Below are 20,121 nucleotides of genomic sequence, written 5' to 3' on the forward strand. Positions count from 1 at the left end.
AACGCCATGGACGCAGAAACACGCCAGCGCCGCATCCGCCAACTCGCCCATGAAATCTGGGAGGCCGAAGGCAGACCCGACGGCCACGCCGCCCGCCACTGGGCGATGGCCGAACGCCTGGTGGACGCGGAAGCCGCTGCCGAAGCCGACGCGGACGCTCACCCACCGCCGCCGCCCACCGACGACGGCACTGCTTCTTCGTAAGGATTTTTCCGCATGCCTATGCGCAAGCTCATCCGTCGTTCGCGCATCCGCGAAGGCAGACCCTATCCACTGGGCGCCACCTGGGACGGGCTGGGGGTCAATTTCTCGCTGTACTCCGCCCACGCCAGCAAGGTCGAACTGTGCCTGTTCGACGACCGCGGTCGCGAGATCGAACGCATCGCACTGCCGGAATACACCGACGAGATCTGGCACGGCTACCTGCCCGATGCACGCCCCGGCCAGCTCTACGGCTACCGCGTGCATGGCGCCTACGCGCCCGATGCTGGCCACCGCTTCAACCCCAACAAACTGCTGCTCGATCCCTACGCCAAACAACTCGTCGGCGAATTGAAATGGGCCCCGGCGCTGTTCGGCTACGTCATCGGCCACAAGGATGCCGACCTGAGTTTCGACCGTCGCGACAGCGCCGCCTACATGCCCAAGTGCGCGGTGATCGATCCGGCCTTTACCTGGGGCAAGGATCAACATCCGCAAACACCGTGGGACAGCACCGTCATCTACGAAACCCACCTGCGCGGCACCACCATGCGCCACCCCGCGGTGCCAGAAGCCTGGCGCGGCACCTTCTCCGGATTGAAAGTGGACGAGGTGGTGGAACACATCAAACGGCTGGGCATGACCGCGGTGGAGCTGATGCCGATCCACGCCTTCGTCGACGACGAACACCTACTCAAACAGAACCTGCGCAATTACTGGGGCTACAACACCATCGGCTTCTTCGCGCCGCATCCGCGCTACATGGCCACGCGCACCGTGTCCGAATTCAAACAGATGGTGGCGCGCCTGCACCACGCTGGGCTGGAGGTGATCTTGGACGTGGTCTACAACCACACCGCCGAAGGCAACGAACTGGGGCCAACGCTCTCGTTCAAGGGCATCGACAACGCCAGCTACTACCGCCTGGCCGAGAACCGCCGCTTCTACATCAACGATACCGGCACCGGCAACACCTTCGATCTGACCAATGCCGGCGCACTGCGCATGGTCAACGATTCGCTGCGTTACTGGGTGTCGGAGATGCATGTGGACGGGTTCCGCTTCGACCTGGCCACGATCCTGGGCCGCGAACACCACGGCTTCGACCCCAAGGGCGGTTTCCTCGACGCCTGTCGCCAGGATCCGCTGCTGAGTCAGGTCAAGCTGATCGCCGAACCGTGGGACGTGGGCCCAGGCGGCTACCAGGTCGGTGGCTTCCCACCGGGCTGGTCAGAATGGAACGACAAATTCCGCGACACCGTGCGCGCGTTCTGGCGTGGCGACGCCGGCCAACTTGCGGAACTAGCCACGCGCCTGACCGGCTCGGCCGACGTGTTCAACCACCGCGGCCGCCGCCCCACCGCCTCGGTCAACTTCGTCACCGCCCACGACGGCTTCACCCTGCACGACCTGGTCAGCTACGCGGACAAACACAATCATGCCAACGGCGAAGACAACCGCGACGGATCGGACAACAACCTCTGCGCCAACCACGGCGTGGAAGGCGAAACCGACGACGCGCAGATCAACGCACTACGCCTGCGCCAGATGCGCAACATGCTGGCCACCGTGCTGCTGTCGCAAGGCACGCCCATGCTGCTGGCCGGCGACGAATTCGGGCACAGCAAGGGCGGCAACAACAACAGCTATTGCCATGACAGCGAACTGAACTGGCTGCACTGGGAGGGCGGCGAGCGCACCCGCCACCTGTGCAGCTTCGTCTCGCGCCTGACCCACTTGCGCGCGCACTACCCGCTACTGCATCGCGCCCGCTTCTTCGACGGTGTCTACGACGAAGAACTGGGCATCAAGGACGTGACCTGGCTGGCACCGGACGGCGAGGAGATGACCGAAACCGCCTGGCACGACCCGCACGCGCGCGCACTGATGATGCGCCTGGACGGTCGCGCGCCCTCCAGCGGCCTGCGCCGGGCGGCCGCGAACGTGACCTTGTTGATGATCCTCAATGGCGCGGCCGAGGACATGGTGTTTACCCTGCCGCTGGTGAAAGGCGAACACTGGCGGGTGCTGATCGATACCGCCGAGCGCAGCGGCGAACATGGCCTGCCAGGCGGCGCGCAGTGGCATGGCATTGGCCGCTCGCTGACCCTGATGGCCGCCGAACGCGACAGCACGTTGGCCGCCGCGCATCATCAAAACGCCGATGCACCAGCAACAGGCTGACGCAACGGCACGCGCAACATTGCGTTATCGACTCACGCCATCGCCTGCATCCATTGCAGCCGCGCCTGCTGATGCTGCAACAGGCTGGTGACCAGAGTCGCGGGTGTGTGCGGTGACGTCAGCAGCGCACCTTGCAAAAGCGACGGCATCAGGCCGGCGAACGTGCCCGCCGCATGCGGCGGGCACGACGTGGCGAGAGGCAACCGATCAGCGCGAAGCCGGCGGCGGCACGGCCGGAACGCCAGGCTGTCCCTGCACTGCCGGCAGCGGGGCCGGGACGGAATGCATGAACACCCCCTGCTGCGAGGCGCGGTCGCGGCCCACTTGCGTCGCTTCCACCGCACGCCCCACATTGGTGATCACACCGAAGCCGCTGACACTCAGACGCGCGCCAGTACGCAGCAGTTCGCTGTATTGCAACGCAGCCGGAGGCGGCATTCGCACCACCGTGCCGTCGCTCAGCAGCACGCCAGCGGTTTCGCCACGCGGCCCGTAGATCAACCGTTCGATACGGCCATCGGCCTGCAGCGGAGTGAGCGACGGCGGCGCTGGAGGCGCGGGCGGCGGCGTCATCGGGTTCGGCGGGCGGTCCACCACCTGCTTACCGCTGCGGCGCGCGGTAATCGTGCTCGCCTGCAACACCGGCAGGCTGCCCAGACGATAGCCCTGCACCGACACCGCATCGCCACGGCGCACCGCCGCTTGCAGGTCGGCCGACAGATGCGGCGGGAAGTTGACCTGGGTACCGTCCATCAACCACATCCCATCGACATCGCCATTCGGGTTGATCATGAAGCGTTCGACGGTACCGTCCACCTGCACCTGCGTGGCGGCGACGGGCGCGTCGGCTCCCAGCGGTGCGGGCGGGACAGGCGGCGGTGCGGGCGGCGGATACACCTGCGCGGCGGCAGTGGTGGCAACAAAAACCAGGGACAGAGCAAGTGCGCTACGACGGATCATGAGAGGTTCTCCACAGCGGCAGGGAGTGCCGCTTGCAGTGGAAATAGAGCAGGCACCGTGCCAACCTCCAAATATTTGATTTAAAAGAAAATACAATAGAACTCCGGGGATCGCGGCGTCTGCATTCCATCCACTTCCGTCCGTTTTGCGGACACCTTTTCACCCAGTACCACACGCAGCGGACACTCACTGCAGGCCGTATTCGTCGAGCTTGCGGTACAGCAACTGACGATGGATGCCGAGCCGGCGCGCGGCCTCGGCGCGATTGCCGTGGGTGTGCGCCAGCGCCGCTTGGATCATGCGTCGCTCCAGTTGCGCAATCGCCTGCGGCAGGGTCATCGCATCGGTCTCGACAGCCGCCGCGTCGTTCGGCTCGGCCAGCAGTTCGTCCAGATCGTGCGCTTCGATCACCGGCGCGCGCACCAGCACCTGGCAACGCTGCATGGCGTTACGCAATTCGCGCACGTTGCCCGGCCAGGGATAGACGCGCAGCCGTGCCTGCGCCGTGGCCGATAACGTCTGCACACTGGTCGCGCCAGTCTCCAGAAAGTGTTGCGCCAGCAGCAGGATATCGTCGCCGCGCTCGCGCAGCGGCGGCAATTCGATCGGCACCACGTTGAGCCGGTAGCGCAGATCGCCACGGAAGCCCCCCTTCTCCACCGCCTGGGCCAGATCGCGGTGCGTTGCGGCGATCACGCGCACGTCCACTTTCTGCGCACCGCGCCCGCCCAGCGGCGACACCTCGCCCTCCTGCAGAAAGCGCAGCAGTTTGGCCTGCATCGGCAATGGCATGTCGCCGATCTCGTCGAGGAACAACGTGCCACCATCGGCATCGCGAATCAGGCCGCTGCGGTCGGCGACCGCGCCGGAGAACGCCCCCTTGCGGTAACCGAACAGTTCGCTCTCCATCAGTTCGCTGGGAATGGCCGCGCAGTTGACCGCAACGAAGGGCTGCCCGGCGCGGGCGCTGGCACGATGCAAGGCGCGCGCCACCAACTCTTTGCCCGTGCCAGTCTCGCCGCTGATCAACACCGGCAGATCGGAGGCCGCAGCCAGGCCGATACGCTTATGCACGGTGCGCATCGCCGCGCTGTGACCGAGCAGTGCATCGTCGTCCTCGGCAGGCGTCGCCGGCACGGATGTCGCGGCCTGCTCGGCACGACTGAGCAGTGCGCGTTCGACCACCGCCGCGATGTCGGCACGGCCAACTGGCTTGACCAGATGATCGAACGCGCCGAGTTTCATCGCTTCGATGGTATTGCCGCTGGACGCATGGGCGGTGAGCATCACCAACGGCACGCACGCGGCACGCACATCGTTCTGGCGCGCGCGCATCAGCGCGATGCCATCCATCCCCGGCATGCGGAAATCGACGAAGACCAGATCGATATCGCCCTCGCCCAACCGTAGCAGCCCGGCCTGTGGGTCGGCCAGCGCAATCGCCTCGTGACCGAACGAGCGCAACGTGGCCTGCAGCGTGGCGAGGAACGCCTGGTCGTCGTCGATGATCAAGATGCGCGCCATGGCAACTCCAGGGTGAAGGTGGTGATGCCGTCGTGGTGCGTGTAGCGCGCCTCGCCACCATGTGCGCGGGCGATTTCGCGCACCAATGCCAGGCCCAGGCCATTGCCATCGCTGCGACCGCTGGCGAATGGCTCGAACAAGTGCGCGGCGACCGGCGCGAGAACCGGTTCGCCGCGGTTGCACACGCTCAATCGGAGCAGGTCCGCGTCGGCATGCGCGGCCAGGGTCACCTCGGTGCCTGGCGCGGCGTGCTGCAATGCGTTGCGTAACAAATTATGCAAGGCACGCGCAGCCTGCAGTGGATCCAGCCTCCACTGCGCTGGTGCCGCGTCCAGATGCAGTGCAATCAGCGGCACTTGCGCGTCCCATTCGGCCGGGTCCAGCAACGCCTGCAGCCAAGCCCGCAGTTCCACCGTGTGCTGCTGCAAGCGGATCGGCTGGACCATGCCAAGCAGACTTTCGACCACTCCGTCCAGGCGCTGGATCTGCGTCAGCATCAGTTGCGCCTGGGCATCGTCGAATGCATCCCCGCCCGCTGCGATCTGGTTCTCCAACGCCAGACGCAAGGTCGCGATCGGGTTGCGGATCTCGTGCGCCACGGTCGCGGTCATGCGCCCGAGCGCGACCAGCCGCTCGTGCCGCGACAGTTCCTCGCCGAGCCGGCGCGTCTGCGCCAACGCCTGCGCACTACGCTGTGCGTAGTCGGTGACCGCCGCGCCGAGCCGGTCCAGTTCCGGTGCGCCGGTCGCGGGGATGACGGGGATTTCGGCCGGCGTCGCCAGCGCCTGCTGGATACGCCGCAGGCGCTGGCTCCAGCGCCGCACCACCCAGCCCAGGGCCAGCGCCGACCCCACCACCAAGGCCAGAATCAGCGCCATGCCCAACGCCAGCGGTAGACTGGCCGCAGCATCGCTGGAAGCGACCCGGGTCATGGTCCAGGCCACGGCATGGCGATCCAGCGGACACGCGGCGATCAGCAAGGTCTCGCGCTGCCCGTCGCGCCGGTATGTCACCGCCTGGTGCGCATCGACGCCGCGCTGTGCGGTGGCGACGATCACCGCGCGTTCGGCCACGGGCACGTCGGTTTTGTGCTCGCTGCCATCATAGGTCGGGTAGGCATAAGCCAGGAAGCCGCGCTGACGGTTCCAGATGCCGCCTTCAACGCCGGCGGCATCGGCCAGAACCAATTGGGTCACCACCGCCGCCAGGCCGGTGCCATCGCTGCCGTGCGCGGCGACGCTGGCGCCGTTGTAGCGCTGGACCATGTGTGCGCAGACCTCCTGCAACTGCGCTTGCGCCCGCTGCGCGCGCACGCCCTCGCTGTGCCGATACAGCCCGACCAGCACCACCGCCATGCCCACGCAGGCGGCGGCGATGACGATCCAGATCAACAGGAGTTGGCGCAGCAGCGAACGGGGCATGGCCGACCTTTGCACAAGACGAAGCGACGAAGCCGATCGTACCTGCGGGGCGAAACCACGGCCATGCGCGGCACGCATCACGCAGTGTTACACCTCGTTCTCAGTGCTCGTGTCAGCCTGCTTCGGCGGCACGAACACGCATCTGTTGTGCGATGTGCTCAGACAGTACATGCAGCGCCCTGGTTGACTGGACGACGGCCATGAGGTTGGTCGGGTCTAGTTCGGCGTCGGTTTTCGCCGCGATCAGCACCGCACTTGCGGTCGTGATCATGAGGATGCGCTGGGCATGCGCGCAACGTCATGATCGCTGCGGGCACCAACGGCACGGCACGTGTTGCGGCGCCGTGCAGTGTACTCAACCGGCTTGTTGCACCTCGACCCGCAAGGCACGCGCCGGCCGCGGCCGACTGGGGAAGGCATGCCGCACGATCCGCCACATTACCTGGCCGAACTGCCGCGGCAGCGACCCGGTGTTGTAGTGCTGACCGTAACGCGCACAGATCTTGCGCACCTCCAGCGCCAGCGACGCATAGCGGTTGGCCGGCACATCAGGGTAGAAATGGTGCTCGATCTGATGGCTCAGATTGCCCGAGAGCAGATTCAGCAGCTTGCCGCCTGCCAGATTGGACGAACCGCGCAACTGGCGCAGATACCAGTGACCACGCGACTCGTTTTTGATCGAGTCCTTGGAAAACGTCTCGACTTCGGCGGTGAAGTGACCGCAGAAAATGATCACGAACGTCCAGATGCTGCGCAACACGTTGGCGACCAGGTTCCCCAGCAACACCGGCAGGAAGAACGGGCCGGCCAGCGCCGGAAACACCACGTAGTCCTTGATGATCTGCCGCCCCATCTTGCGCCCGACCGGAGCGAACGCACGGCGCAACTGACCGGGCTTCATCTTGCCCGCGAACCAGCGGCCCAGACGCAGGTCTTGGATCGCCACGCCCCATTCGAACAGCACCGCGAATACCACCGCGATGAATGGCTGCGCCAGGTAGAACGGACGCCAGCGCTGCTCGGGGAAGATGCGCAACAGGCCGTAGCCGATGTCATCGTCCATGCCGCGCACGTTGGTGTAGGTGTGGTGCTTGAAATTGTGCGTCTTACGCCAGTTCTCGCCAGTGGCGACGATGTCCCATTCGTAGGTATTGCCGTTCAACTGCGCATCGCCCATCCAGTCGTACTGGCCGTGCATGACGTTGTGGCCCAGCTCCATGTTCTCCAAGATCTTGGACAAAGTGAGCAACAGCACACCAGCGATCCACGCCGGCAGCAAAACACTGTGCACGAACGCGCCCAGGAACAGCAACGCGCGTCCCGCCAGACCGGTGTAGCGCACCGCCGCGACGATGCGACGGATGTAGCGCGCATCGCGCGCACCCAAGTCGGCGAGTGTGCGCGTGCGCAGCGCGTCCAGTTCATCGCCAAACGCTTGCAATTCGGCCGGAGTCAGTGCGCGGTTGCGGGGAGTCGCCATGGAAAAGTCCTTCAAAGGTCCAGGATCAGGTCGCTGCTGGCGCTGTTGATGCACAGCTTCAGCGAACCGGGTTCGGTGGTGTGGACGCCGCTGAGCAGGTCGCGGGTCGCACCGGACTGCTTGCCGCAGGCGCAGCTGTTACAGATCCCCATGCGGCAACCATGCTTGGGCCGCAGGCCCTCGGCTTCCAGCGCGCTGAGCAGCGATTGCCCGCGCGGCAGTTGCAGCACACGGCCGCTGCGCGCCAGGGTCACCGCGACCGTGCCCTGCTCGGTGTCGTCCAGCGCCGGCGGCGGGCTGAACGCCTCGGCCTGGAAGCGCGCGACATGCGGCTGCAGACGCGCACGCGCCGCCTGCACGAAACCTCCCGGGCCGCAGGCCAGCACCTGTGCCTGTTCCAGGCCGTGCAGATGGTCCAGCGGGAGCGCATCCACCCGCGGCGCGGGAGAATCGCCCTCGCCGGTGATCGCCAGTTGCAGGCGAAAGCGCGGATGCGCGGCGGCCAGCGCCTGCAGTTCGTCGCGGAAGCACACTTGGTCGTGGCGGCGCGCCCAATAAATCAAGTCGACATCGGCAGGCATCCCGTCCGCCGCCAACTGCCGCAACAGCGCACGCATCGGGGTGATGCCGCTACCAGCCGCCAGCAGCAACCAGCGCCCCTGCGGCGCGGCCGGCAGCACCATCTCGCCGAAAGCCTGGCCAAGCTCGAACACCTCGCCGATCCGCGCCGTAGTGGCCAGATATTGGCTGACACGGCCACCGTCGATCACCTTGACCGTGATCGCCAGGCGCCCGTCCGGCAATCGCGTGGGGCTGTAACTGCGTAACAACCGACGCCCATCGATCTCCACGCCCAGTTCCACATGCTGACCGGCGCGCAGCCCGCGCCAGTGGCGGTTGGGCTGCAACACCAGGGTCACCGCGTCGCTGCTGGCGGCCTCGCGCTGCAACAAACGCGCACGCGGACGCTGCCAAGTCCACAACGGATGCAGGCGTGTGGACCAGAAATCGAAGACATCCGGCCGCACCCAAGCGTGCAACGCGCTGATGGCGGGACGGAGCTTGGCGGGACGACGGACGGCATTCATGGCATCCACTATACAGACACAGAGACAAATGTCTATACAGTTGTATATTCAGCAAAGGCGCTATGATCGGTCATTGCCTGCTCCGGCCCAGCCCATGACCTCGCCCCCCCTGCCCCAGCCCGAGGACGCACTACCCGCGCGCAAGGGTGCGATCTCGCGCGAAGACCTGCTGGCGGCGGCGCTGAAGCTGATCGGACCGCACCGCAGCGTGTCCACGTTGAGCCTGCGCGAGGTCACCCGCGAGGCCGGCATCGCGCCGAACAGCTTCTACCGCCAGTTCCGCGACATGGACGAACTGGCGGTGGCGCTGATCGACCTGGCCGGTAGTTCGCTGCGCACCATCATCGGCCAAGCCCGGCAGCGCGCCGCTGGCAACCGCCGCAGCATCATCCTCAGCTCCGTGGAGACGTTCATGGAGCAGTTACGTGCCGACGACAAGCTGCTGCACGTCCTGCTGCGCGAAGGCACGGTCGGCTCGGACGCTTTCAAGCGGGCGGTGGATCGCGAATTGAATTATTTCGAAGACGAACTGCGCGTGGACTTGATCCGCCTGGCTGCGCAGGAGGGCGCACCGCTGCACGAGCCGGCGCTGGTTTCCAAAGCGATCACCCGGCTGGTCTTCGCGATGGGCGCAACGGCAATGGACCTGCCACCGGAGAAAGACCCGCAACTGATCCGGCAGATCACCGCGATGCTACGCATGATCATCCTCGGCTCACGGGCATTGGCTGTTGGTTGAGGTGTGACGGCGCCAGATGCGGGCTTATCCAAAGATCCTGGACGCACTAACTCAACCGCCTAGGTTGCTCAGCGCCAAATGCTTACCTCGGCGAACTGCGTAGATAGCATGAAGAAACAACACATCTAACTCAGCAGATTCAATCCTCATGCCTGGCAGGCAACGTGTTTACCCGGGTGACGCCCTCCAGAGGCAACGAATCCAGTGGCAATGGCCCGATCAATGGCGTGGGCGACAACGGCAGCACCAACAGGTACACACGTGGATGCGTAGGGGGCGCCGGCGACGCACTAAGTCAGCTGAAGAGTCGCCACCACTTCTGTTTGGGAAGTGCGTTGCTGCTGCTCTGCGCGGCAACGGTGACAGAACTGCCAACCGAGCTGTTTGTCGCTGCCACGATCGCCCAGTTGGCAATTTTGTAGAGCGCTTCGGACAAGCGTTCGTAAGTTTGCTGTTCGTCGCCTTCAAAACCCAGGTCATTCCACGAGCCCATGCCACCGAAGACCCATGATGACTGGGCGGCAGACAGCAGTTGGAGGGCATCGAGTGTGAGCAGGGAAGGGCTGAGCAGTTCCTTGTGGAATCCGTTCCACGATTTCTCGGCTGTAAGATCCTCGAGCGCTCTTACGAAGCAGTTTTCAAAACTATCCAGGCCATTCTTGGCGGCAAAGCTGCGGATCTGCTCAAGAATGTCGCGAAACTCTACGTGCAAAGCACGCAGATTAGGCTGCTCGACCTCGCCAATTGAGAGAGGCTGCCTTGCATAGATATCCTGATGGTGAACTGGAGGTGGAATAACTGGAGTGGCTCGCTACAGATGGCCGAGCAAGTTTCCGAGAATTACCTGATCAAGGATACTGGCAACTCCAATGCCTGGTGACGCACCACCCTAGAATTCAACCTTCTCAAATACATACAGTATCCAACTGCATTTTCATGCGTTTGGTGGTGCAGTCGCCACCCCAGCTTCAACCTGTTCTCCCATGGCATTGGCATGGATTCGAACGCATGAGCAATGCTGAGACGCTGCCCCCCCCCCCAAGGACACGTCCATGACCCTGCATCAAGCGCGGCCGCCATCCACCTCGATAGAGGGTTTCCACCAGAGTCCTTCTGTTGTTCAAGACCGCTGTCACTAACGCGGGATCGTATTCGCGACTGACACGATGCTGACCGACTTTGCGCCTCGCGTCAGCGCCACGTATAGGTCCTTCGCAGTCATTGATTCTGCTTCCAAAATGATGGCGTGGTCGTACTCCAACCCCTTGACCAGCAACGTCGTGCCGATGAGCTTGTTATGGCGGATCGGCCTTCCAGAGTAGCGAAACTCACGCTGGTACCAGCTAGCGGCTTCAATAAGGGTGAGTCCAGGATTCTCCTCGTGCGTACGGAGCACGCCCATCATTCTGTTAATGAGGTCCCGGCGATAGGCGGTCACCTCTGGATGACCACGGATGAGTCCCATCAATGCAGCCATGTCCGCGTAGGATCCCGTCGCCAAGTAGCGATTTGCAGCATCCAGTATCTCGGGGCACTTGGTCGTCTTTATGACCTTCCCTGCCTCTCCACGCGTGGTCGCAGCGGCAAGAACGCCGCCCACCGCATTGCAGCATTTCTTCAAGAAGATGATCACCTGTAGTAATCGTTCCCCTGGCGATTTGGCGCTGTCGATTTTCTTTACAAACCTGTGCAGGTCCTTTCCCTCTACCTCTTCCAAGCTGGAAAATTTTCCGGCTAAGCTATACGCCAAGTTGTGGGTCTTGTTCTTGGACTTCTGGTCACCTGAGTGGATCGCAATGACAGAGTCGTCGGTCTTTAGGAATTCGAAGAACACGCGCAGCCGCTTGGGATCGTTGAAATCGTTGAGGTCCACCGAGTATCGATGCACCCCGGCGGGCAGCTGCTCGTCAAGGGGGACCTGCTTGCCTTCGGAAAGGAGAGTTCTCGCCTGGCCCAGCCATTGGCCGAGTTCATCGGTGCCTGCCAACTTCCAGCGCCACGGCGTTTTCAGTTCGCCGAGCAACTGATAGTTCGGATAGATGGCCTTCTCCCAGTCGACCGGCCGCTCGTCGAACTCGAAGATGGCCTGCATGGGATCGCCGAGCAGGCGACAAGGCAGCAGCTGTGCCACCGCCTCCACCAGTTCGTGCTGCTGGTTCGAGCAATCTTGATACTCGTCGACATACATCCCGCCGTAGGAGCACTTGACGACGTGCTGCACAAATGGCCTATTGAGCATGGTGGCGCACGCAGCGTACAGCTTCGCCCAATCCTTTCCAGCGGGGTTGTCCTTCTTCCACTTCGACGTCTTTGGAAAGTACAGGCAGGTACGCAGTGCCCAACTCGCGATGGTGTCGATCTGGTATCGCGACGGCGGTACCCGCAGCAGCTGCATCTTCTTTCTGATTGCGTTCACCCCGGCATAGGTATGCGTCAAAACCAACTGCCGCCGGCTACTTGCCTGCACTGCCCTTGCGATCAGATGCGTCTTCCCATAGCCGGCCGGGGCGATGACGTAGCCCTTGCCAGCGAAGTCGGCCAACACTTGGGGCAAGCCCTCATCCATTGTCAACCCAGGTACGGAACTGGCTCAGCTTCGTCGCGAAGTCATTTTTCTGAAACACGGCGTCCACAAAAGCCGGAAAGACGGCTTCGGCCCACCGCTCGCCATTGGTGATGCTCTTGAACCATGAGGACGACTTGGCTGCATCACCGATGGCCTTGCGTAGTTCGAGATCATCCTGCCACTCGCCAATGTTTTCTACCAGATGGGCCTTGAATTTCGATCTGACGTTGTCGTAGACCCGAAACTCCAGATCCTTGGCAAGTCGGATACTCGCCATCACCTGCTCCCACGGCAAGTCGAGCATCGCTCTCTGCTCAATGCACAAATTGTCAGCCCACATCACGACGTCCACGCCATCATTCTTCAATTTCGCGGCGTCTTGATCCGAGAACTTGTCCTGTGCATCACCATCGGCAAGTACCATCACGTCGTAGTGGAGGGCATTGAATCCGGCCGCGAGACCCTTGATCTTGCCCGCGCCTTGCGCATCAAGCGTGACCACGCCCAAATAGGAATACGGAAGTAGCTTTTTGGCCGACCACATATTGTCCATGCCACGCAGGAATCCCACTTCGGTTGCGCCTTCGCAGACAACGACTTTCCGGGACAGGAAGGCTTCTGGGCTCGAGCGGATATGGCCTTGAATGTTCAACTCGTCCAGATTATTGCCAGCTGCAGCCACCACACGCACGCTTTGGTCTTCCTTGTGAAGCACATAGAGCTGACCGACCGTTAGTTCACGCAGAACAGTGGGAGAGTGTGTCGTGAGGAAATACTGTCCCTTTTTGTCGTCTCGAATGTGCTTGATCAGCCGCGCGATCCGGTGTGGCTCCAGCCCGTACTCAACTTCGTCGAACAGGGTGATGTGGTGATCTTCGAGGCTTTCCTTTTGGATTCCGCACAACAGCATGCGTTTCGATCCCAGACCAAGTTGCCGCAACGGAATGTCACCATCGTGCAGGGTTAGCCCACCGATGCGAATGCTGATGGTATTGAGATCGAGATGGGCCTTGTACTTATGAACAACCGGTACGCCGAGCCCTTTGGCCACATGCTCCGACTTGGTCGCCGCCGCGTCGAACTTCTTCAGGACCAGTGCCCTTTGCCCGTCCAGCGAGCTTCTCGCTGCTCGGGTGGCCTCTACCAGTGATTCGTTCAGATTGTCGGCCTCGGTGATCTTGGCGAGCGCCGTTCCAGCTGCCCAGGTAAGTTGCTTTTCGCTGTAGGTGCCGATCAGGCCGACGCCGACCTTGGCACGATCGACAGCCTTGAAGTCGACCCCATCGGGGTTGCGATCGGTGACGATCTTCCACTTGGGCTCCAGATCCTTCGCGACGAGTAGGCGAACGCTGAGGACATGTTCATCATCGTCCTCCGGCTCGTCGTTCAGCTTGAACTTGTCTTTGTTCCAGCCTCGAAGATGCGCGCCATACTTTTGCTCCGCACAGAACTCGGGCAACAGATCCCCGAGAACGACCTCGATGTGGATCGCGTTATCCGTGTCGCATTAGTGGAAATCGGAGTCGTTGAACGCATGGTTCCATTGCGGGCTGAACACGCAACGGATCGCTTCAAGGACAGTGGTCTTCGTCGAATCGCCCTTTCCGATCAGGCAGAACGTCTTCTCGTTAGGGAGATCCCATTCGAGTTTGCAAATTCCTCTGAAGTTCAAGATCTTCAGCTGTCTGATCTTCATTGCCTCCCCCCTTATTCTCGCCGTTCCGATAACCACCAATTGATACGCCAAAGGTTTCTTAGACATTTCATGGCCACTTCCATGGAAAATGACGATTTTGGAAGTGTCCATGAGCAGCAAACGCTATACGGATGAATTCAAGCTACCTGCCTTCTAGCGCCGCCGCCGATGTTTACCGCAGAGTGACAAGGATTCTCTATTATGGACCAGATGATCACCCAAGATCCTACCAGTTCCGGCACATCTGACGCCGCGCCGCCGTGCACCCGCAGAGGGCGAACGTAACGCAATGCGTGGTTACACACGTCAATACGCGGCTGCAGCCGCCGCGATCTATCACGGCCTCCACCACGGCGACCTACGCTGGGTGGGCCTGGCGGATCGGCGCGCAGGCATCGCGGACGACGTGGTGCTCGGCTACGAAGAAGAGGTCATCGGGCATCAGTTCAAATCCAGCCGCGATCCTGGCCCATTCCGTATTGCTACGCTCCTGAACGGGCCTTCCGGTCTATTGCCCGGTCTCGTGCATGCATGGCAAGACTTAAAAACCAGCTGTCCCGACATGCGCATCAGGCTGCGCGTAGTTGTAGCCGATACACCGTCGGACACCGACCGTCTCAGCAATGGAGGCACTACCCGGCAATTCATTACTGAATGGCAAGCGCATCCAAAGCGTTCGCTCGCGCAGTGGCGCGCAACCCCCTGGTGTGCGTTCCTGGACGGATTGCAAACTGCCTCGGGCCTATCAGAAGACGAGTTTGGAGCATTCTTCCACCACTTGGAACTGGTGCACGGCGACCAGCAGGATTTCGCCGTGCGCTACGGTATCACCAGCCAAACACAGCCGCAGGTGGACCTGATCGCCAACCGGCTGCCGCAACTCGTTGCCCAGGTACCTGAACGTGAACGGTGGACACGTGCAGAATTCCTTCAGGAAATGGGCTGGCGCGATAACGAGCCACGGCACCGACATCAGTTTCCTGTAGGCGTGGCTGTGCAGCGAAACCCGAACTCTGAAGCAGATCTGCAACAGGCAGTGCGCGCAAACGTCTCTGGCTACCTGTCCTTAGTCGGCCCTCCCGGCTCGGGAAAATCGACACTACTGCAGATCGCTCTAGAGGCAGAGCCACAGCTGGTGGTGGTGCGATATCTGGCCTTTGTTCCCGGCGGGGCGCAGGGGATTGGTCGGGCTGAGTCGGCCAACTTCCAGGAAGATCTGATCGCGGGCCTTCTCAAAACCGGCCTGCATGGCCTGCGCTTTCGGCGCGAGTCCTCGCAAGATCGGCGCGAGGAACTGGAAACTTTGCTTGCACGAGCCGGAGAACGATTTCGAACCGATGGTGTGCGCACGCTCGTCATCATCGACGGTCTGGACCATGTGCCGCGCGAGGAACGCCCCGAGCGCTCTTTCTTGGCAGACTTGCCATTGCCTGCGTCCTTGCCCGAGGGAGTGCTGTTTGTGTTGGGGACGCAGAAAGTCGATCTGCCGGAGATGCCCCCGGCGGTTCAAGCCCAAGCGCAGCTACGGCCACGCCAAGTCATGATGGCACCGCTATCGCAAGCAGGCATTACCGGCATGGCCGACGCGCTCGGCTTGCCGCCATCGGTTTCGCGCTCGCGCGTGCGCGAGCTGACGCACGGCCATCCTCTGGCGACTCACTATCTCCTCCAAGCCCTTCTGGCGGCACCAGACGAGACGGCACGTGATCACGTCCTAAACCAAGGTTTTGAGTACGTGGGCGATATTGATGACCTGTATGCCAAGGCGCTGCATGGACTCGAGGCTAACAGTGAAATTCTAGATATTCTTGGCTTGGTGGCGCGTGCAGAAGCCCCACTTGACCTGCGCGAACTGGAAGAGTTGTACCAACCAGCTGCTTTGGAACGCGCATGGGACCGCGTTCACCACCTGCTCAAACGCTCTGGAGATAGCTGGTCCATTTTTCACAACAGTTTTCGTCTCTTCCTGCTGCGGCAGGAGCACACACGATACGGCACCCCCGACCCCGGATACTCCGCGCGGCTATACCTGCAACTGGTGCAGGTAGCCAGGCACGCAGCCGCAGACTCAAGGCAGCACTTCTTGGTTGCTCGCTATCTCATGCGCGCTGGCGAGCACCGCACAGCGCTGGACCTTGCCACGCCAGCCTTGTTTCGGTCGCAGTACTTGGCTGGGCGCGCGGCCTCCGAGATTCGCGACGACATTCGCTTGGCATTTAATTCCCTGAGAGAGGTGGAAGACCCCACCTCCGCATTTTCTCTAATCTTGGCGTTCGACGAAATCAATCGGCGCGAGGATGCGTTTCAGCAGCCCGACGATTTAGTTCGCGCTTTGTTGGCAATCGGACAACTCAACGAGGCGGAAGACTTCCTCGACGAAGTCGGTGCCGATGGTTACCTGATCGTGGACGCCTGGCTTGCTCAAGGCAATCTCGAGCGAGCGCGCCAGCTGTTCGAGAAAATCGAACCTCTGCATGACTTTGGCAGCAAACGCAACAGCATGGGCCTTTCGCAACGCCGACAGGAATTCATTCAGTGGGTCAAATACGCTATCGAATTTCGAACGCCTAGCGAGCTGGTGGCCGGTATTGAGCGCATCGTTGACGCTATGCGCCGCGAAGAACACGGCGTAGAGAATCCCGAGGACGAAGGTCAGTCTCTGCGTGAATATGCGGCGCTCGCGACAGTCGCTAAAGACCCTTCGACTGACCGCGATGGCCTGGTTACGGGCTACCGCCTCAATGCTATTGCCCATGTCCACCTAGCAATAGTGCAATCGGCACAATACTTGTTGCTCGATGCTACGCCAGAGCGCGAAGCACAGGCAGCGGCAGCTATCGGCGAGGCCTTAGCAAACGGACCGGCGTTAGCGAAGGTCCCTCACAGCCTGCTGCGCGCGGTTGCTCTGCTAGCAGCTAGGCGTGGAATGATCGATGAGGCCCGGTCTTTGTACGCTGACCTGACGGCGCCGTCGATCTCTAACATCAATGACACCACGGACTACGAGTCGGCGACCGACATCACCCGTGATGTGATCAAGCATATCGAGCTGGCCGCATGGCTGGGTGAATCCGTAACCGCGTCCCAGACGACTCAGCGCCCGCTCTTGCGGCGGCTTCCACAATTTGTGACCGCCACCGGCGCTCTGTCCGCGCAGAGTCGTCGTGATCCGCGAGCAGTCACGGATGGTGAGGCCGCAAGGCTGTGTGCAGATTTTATGGATTACGTGGGTCGCGCCGGCGCGGGAGGATTTGACGAGCATTTCGCTGCCCGGCAGCTCGACAACGCCGCCGTGGAAGTGATGCACTACTTACTCTATTCTGCGGCTCGCCTAGGATCTGTGGAGTTCGTCGCGACGATCCAGGCTTTCGACAACACTTTGGCCAAAGCTCCAGACCACGGTAACCGCCATGTACCTTTGCAAATTCTGGTGGCCGAGACGGTAGCTAAGCTCGGCCACGACCCTGACGAGGCGGAACGCCGGCTCGACGGGTTGCTTGGTCTGCGCGAGGAACACAACCCGACCCAGTTCCTGGCAAGTACCGCGCGTTTGGCAGTTGCCTACGCAAACATTGGCCGATATGAACGCGCGCGCGAATTGATTGCGCAGCAGCGCGACGAGACTCTAGGCTACACGCTGCCTGCCAAGAAGGACCCGCAGTACATCTTCTGGTCCGCGTTGCTGCAGGTGGTCAACCGGGTAGATCCAGCCGGGCGGGCTCAGCGCGTACGCGTTCTTACTCGGCAGGCCATTGGCATGGCCAACACCGATGGTCATGATGCCGCACAACGTTTGGCGCACGTGCTAGTTATGGAGGCGGCGATTGAGAGTGCCACGCTTGGCGCCACAGTGGCCAAAGCGCTGGTTGAGAATCGGCTCATTGAGTTCGCGCCAATGGTCGATTCGCTGATGCGCGGCACGCTGCACCGCGATCCGACGCGCGCGATGGTCTGTGTCCAAATCTGGGTGGCGCTGTGCTTGCCATTCCACCGGGCTGCATACTACCGCGAAGACGAAGAGGCCGAGTTCGTGAAAGAGGCGATCCACTTCGTATCACCCGGGCAACTGGCGCCCCTACGCGATGGACTACTGGAAAATATAGTGTGCCACGCCCAGATTGACGTGCGACCCGCGATGCTGGCCGTCCTGCGCGAGGCGCTCATCGTGCGAGGCGAAGATTCCGCGATGGTTGATGCGGCTCTGCAGGCACTCGAAGGCGTAGCTCCGCTGCACCGGCGAAACGGATATTCCACCACTCGCTACGATGGTGTGCAGGACATGGCCACGCTGAACGCACGCCTTGACGCGGATGCTACCGCAGGTGAGTCGAGCTACGAAGCGTCGATGGCGTTCCAGCGTCTGTTGCCATCAGCGGAATTCTCGTTGGCGCTATCCGTGTTCGACCGCCATGCCAAGCTACAGGAAAACTACAAGTCGCGGTTCGACTTGGTCGACCGCGCCTTGGATACCGGCGAACGCACGGTGGCCGAACGTCTGATCGCCGCCTATCCGCTCGCCGACGACAGCGCTCGCTGGTCCTTGATTTGGGGCGGCGGGCTGCCTCGCTATTTCGACGCGCGTTTGCGTTTGGAAGGCGAGGGGGTGCATGCCATCGCCTACGCCAATTTCGCTGCGTCCTTGGTCTCTGGCCAGGAACAAGTGAACTCGCTGCTTTGGCGTGTGGACGAGATATGGCCATTGCTGACGGCGTCACCCAAGTGGGCGGCCATGTGGGCGACCGTAGAAGAGCAGCTGCCGTACACCCGCGACTACCGGCTCGGCCAGGCACTTCCTAACGAGTCGCCCATCACCGACGCTGCCGTCGCAGCTAGCTTAATCGAACATCTGCTCATTCTGCCAGTGGCTGAGTTGCAATGGCACGCTGGACGCGGGGCACTTGCCATGTCGACGATGGACCACGACGCCTTTAGCGCTCTGCTCCTCGCACTGCTCAACCACGATGACGACAGCATCCTCACCGGACTGCAGATGCTGCTGACCGCAAAACAGTTTGCGCCGGATGCAACGCTGCAGACGCGCATCGTGGCATTGGTCGACCATGTTGACCTCGGCATCCAAGTATTTGCAAAGCGGCTTACCATGCAATGGGGACAGGCCGTGTCACCAACGTGCGTGGCGCTCCCTGCATTCTACGACTTGGCGCTCCCGCGCGTCGGTCTGTCCGCAAGCTCCGAGGTGCTTCGCCGTCAGCCAAATGGCCCACCAGCAGTGTCCGATCCCGCAGCATGGAGTGCGCCGTTTAAGGACCTGATCAAAACCTTGGCCCCAGTCGCCAACGTATCCGAGGACCATATGCGGTGGCGCATGCAACAACTGATCGACGAGTGGGGTGGTGTGGAGGCCTATGGTCAGCCGGGCATCCAAAAGTTACAACAAACCCTATCGAAATTCGGCCTGAAGATCACTTATTTTTATCCTCACTTAGTGGCTGGACTCCGTGCACTGCGTCACATCGCTGGCGAGCTCACTGCCGCAGGTCGAATCCCACTGGAATTGGTTGACAATCTGCTGGAGAAGTGCATGTTGGCACAGAAGTGGACGCGCACCACGGTGGAAGCCCGCCCAGCCTTTGTGGCGCGACCGACACTACCGAAGGGCCAGAGAGATGAAAGCGAGTGGCTGGCTCAAGTCGAGGACGATGCTCACGATCAAATGAGCAACGATTTGGTGCTTGCCGAAATCACGCGCTTCCAAGGCCGATACTACAATTCGTCTCACTATGAATGGAGTCGTCTTCGCTTGTCTGGCGTTCAATTGCCGGAAATCGGCGATCCCCTTTCAATTGCCGATCGTATTCCTGTCGACGCACCCGTACAGCGAGTCACCCACCTAGGCCTGGGAGCTATCCCCCGCTGGGAGCTAACGTTGAACCTGCAATTAGTCAAGAGACTGGGCTGGCGGAGCGTCGACGAGCGTACATGGCACGACACTGGTGGGGAGTTGATGGCGACAGCCTACTGCTGGCGAGACGGAGGGCCGGATGGGGAGCTGCACGACAAATGGATCGCGGGCGAAGGCGCAGCCATCGTGCTGACCCGCGCCGGTTATGCACAGCTCGCGATCTTGCGTGGGTCCACTCGCACTGACGTCATGGCCCGCCGGCACAGACAGTATGGCGAGATTCGAGAGGAACGCACCGCTCATGCGTCACGAAGGCCTGGTTCCGACGCGGTCGCGACCGACTAGAGAGTTCGCCTCCAGATCAAGCCAGCTTTTCTGCAGGCGACGCCCCCCCCCGTT

General features: G+C 61.9%; 14 protein-coding genes. 4 read left to right on the forward strand and 10 right to left on the reverse strand.

Features of this window, described 5'->3' with window-relative positions; all coding sequences use genetic code 11:
* The first annotated feature begins 6 nt into the window (after positions 1-6).
* Both XaFJ1_RS12640 and glgX read left to right on the forward strand, forming a co-directional pair.
* Positions 7-204: a DUF2934 domain-containing protein gene (locus XaFJ1_RS12640; RefSeq protein ID WP_012917069.1), complete on the forward strand. Its 198-nt coding sequence runs from the start codon at positions 7-9 to the stop codon at positions 202-204.
* A gap of 12 nt (positions 205-216) precedes the next feature.
* On the forward strand, positions 217-2,385 hold the full coding sequence (gene glgX, locus XaFJ1_RS12645; RefSeq protein WP_012917070.1) for a glycogen debranching protein GlgX: 2,169 nt from the start codon (positions 217-219) through the stop codon (positions 2,383-2,385).
* 207 nt (positions 2,386-2,592) lie between these two features.
* Here glgX and XaFJ1_RS12650 read toward each other — a convergent pair whose 3' ends face one another.
* From XaFJ1_RS12650 to XaFJ1_RS12675, 6 genes are all read right to left on the reverse strand, one after another.
* The gene (locus XaFJ1_RS12650) at positions 2,593-3,345 is read right to left on the reverse strand and encodes a hypothetical protein (protein WP_012917071.1); all 753 of its coding nucleotides are present in this window, start codon (positions 3,343-3,345) and stop codon (positions 2,593-2,595) included.
* A 186-nt stretch (positions 3,346-3,531) separates the two neighbouring features.
* The gene (locus tag XaFJ1_RS12655) at positions 3,532-4,869 is read right to left on the reverse strand and encodes a sigma-54-dependent transcriptional regulator (RefSeq protein WP_012917072.1); all 1,338 of its coding nucleotides are present in this window, start codon (positions 4,867-4,869) and stop codon (positions 3,532-3,534) included.
* On the reverse strand, positions 4,854-6,290 hold the full coding sequence (locus XaFJ1_RS12660; RefSeq protein WP_012917073.1) for a sensor histidine kinase: 1,437 nt from the start codon (positions 6,288-6,290) through the stop codon (positions 4,854-4,856). Before XaFJ1_RS12660 ends, XaFJ1_RS12655 begins: the two co-directional genes overlap by 16 nt.
* Before the next feature lie 112 nt (positions 6,291-6,402).
* Positions 6,403-6,561, reverse strand: coding sequence for a hypothetical protein (locus tag XaFJ1_RS12665; protein WP_155393146.1), 159 nt, complete (start codon positions 6,559-6,561; stop codon positions 6,403-6,405).
* 84 nt (positions 6,562-6,645) lie between these two features.
* Positions 6,646-7,770, reverse strand: coding sequence for a fatty acid desaturase family protein (locus XaFJ1_RS12670; protein WP_012917074.1), 1,125 nt, complete (start codon positions 7,768-7,770; stop codon positions 6,646-6,648).
* Positions 7,771-7,781: 11 nt separating this feature from the next.
* Entirely contained in the window at positions 7,782-8,858 is a 1,077-nt protein-coding gene (locus XaFJ1_RS12675) for a ferredoxin reductase (protein WP_012917075.1), read from the reverse strand.
* Positions 8,859-8,952: 94 nt separating this feature from the next.
* Here XaFJ1_RS12675 and fabR point away from each other — a divergent pair, with 94 nt between their 5' ends.
* Entirely contained in the window at positions 8,953-9,597 is a 645-nt protein-coding gene (gene fabR, locus XaFJ1_RS12680) for an HTH-type transcriptional repressor FabR (RefSeq protein ID WP_012917076.1), read from the forward strand.
* 295 nt (positions 9,598-9,892) lie between these two features.
* Here the strand turns inward: fabR and XaFJ1_RS12685 are convergent, their stop codons facing one another.
* The 4 genes from XaFJ1_RS12685 to XaFJ1_RS15965 all read right to left on the reverse strand — a co-directional run bounded on the left by XaFJ1_RS12685 (position 9,893) and on the right by XaFJ1_RS15965 (position 13,859).
* The gene (locus tag XaFJ1_RS12685) at positions 9,893-10,309 is read right to left on the reverse strand and encodes a hypothetical protein (RefSeq protein ID WP_155393694.1); all 417 of its coding nucleotides are present in this window, start codon (positions 10,307-10,309) and stop codon (positions 9,893-9,895) included.
* 423 nt (positions 10,310-10,732) lie between these two features.
* Positions 10,733-12,142, reverse strand: a complete 1,410-nt coding sequence (locus tag XaFJ1_RS12690) for a UvrD-helicase domain-containing protein (RefSeq protein ID WP_012917079.1) — start codon at positions 12,140-12,142, stop codon at positions 10,733-10,735.
* Positions 12,143-12,155: 13 nt separating this feature from the next.
* Entirely contained in the window at positions 12,156-13,622 is a 1,467-nt protein-coding gene (locus XaFJ1_RS12695; protein WP_012917080.1) for an ATP-dependent nuclease, read from the reverse strand.
* A gap of 48 nt (positions 13,623-13,670) precedes the next feature.
* Positions 13,671-13,859 (reverse strand): AAA family ATPase, encoded by a 189-nt coding sequence (locus tag XaFJ1_RS15965; RefSeq protein ID WP_012917081.1) that lies wholly within the window; start codon positions 13,857-13,859, stop codon positions 13,671-13,673.
* 289 nt (positions 13,860-14,148) lie between these two features.
* Between XaFJ1_RS15965 and XaFJ1_RS12700 the strand changes: the two genes are divergently transcribed.
* Complete coding sequence (locus XaFJ1_RS12700) at positions 14,149-20,067, forward strand: P-loop NTPase family protein (RefSeq protein WP_012917082.1); 5,919 nt, start codon at positions 14,149-14,151, stop codon at positions 20,065-20,067.
* Positions 20,068-20,121 lie beyond the last annotated feature (54 nt).

The organism is Xanthomonas albilineans, from assembly GCF_009931595.1.
GTDB classification, from domain to species: domain Bacteria; phylum Pseudomonadota; class Gammaproteobacteria; order Xanthomonadales; family Xanthomonadaceae; genus Xanthomonas_A; species Xanthomonas_A albilineans.

Bases quoted from the DNA above. Each gene is read 5' to 3' on its own strand.
- fabR (WP_012917076.1), top strand. From the start codon at position 8,953: ATGACCTCGCCCCCCCTGCCCCAGCCCGAGGACGCACTACCCGCGCGC.
- XaFJ1_RS12640 (WP_012917069.1), top strand. From the start codon at position 7: ATGGACGCAGAAACACGCCAGCGCCGCATCCGCCAACTCGCCCATGAA.
- XaFJ1_RS12670 (WP_012917074.1), bottom strand. From the start codon at position 7,770: ATGGCGACTCCCCGCAACCGCGCACTGACTCCGGCCGAATTGCAAGCG.
- XaFJ1_RS12665 (WP_155393146.1), bottom strand. From the start codon at position 6,561: ATGATCACGACCGCAAGTGCGGTGCTGATCGCGGCGAAAACCGACGCC.
- glgX (WP_012917070.1), top strand. From the start codon at position 217: ATGCCTATGCGCAAGCTCATCCGTCGTTCGCGCATCCGCGAAGGCAGA.
- XaFJ1_RS12675 (WP_012917075.1), bottom strand. From the start codon at position 8,858: ATGAATGCCGTCCGTCGTCCCGCCAAGCTCCGTCCCGCCATCAGCGCG.
- XaFJ1_RS12660 (WP_012917073.1), bottom strand. From the start codon at position 6,290: ATGCCCCGTTCGCTGCTGCGCCAACTCCTGTTGATCTGGATCGTCATC.
- XaFJ1_RS12655 (WP_012917072.1), bottom strand. From the start codon at position 4,869: ATGGCGCGCATCTTGATCATCGACGACGACCAGGCGTTCCTCGCCACG.
- XaFJ1_RS15965 (WP_012917081.1), bottom strand. From the start codon at position 13,859: ATGAAGATCAGACAGCTGAAGATCTTGAACTTCAGAGGAATTTGCAAA.
- XaFJ1_RS12700 (WP_012917082.1), top strand. From the start codon at position 14,149: ATGCGTGGTTACACACGTCAATACGCGGCTGCAGCCGCCGCGATCTAT.
- XaFJ1_RS12650 (WP_012917071.1), bottom strand. From the start codon at position 3,345: ATGATCCGTCGTAGCGCACTTGCTCTGTCCCTGGTTTTTGTTGCCACC.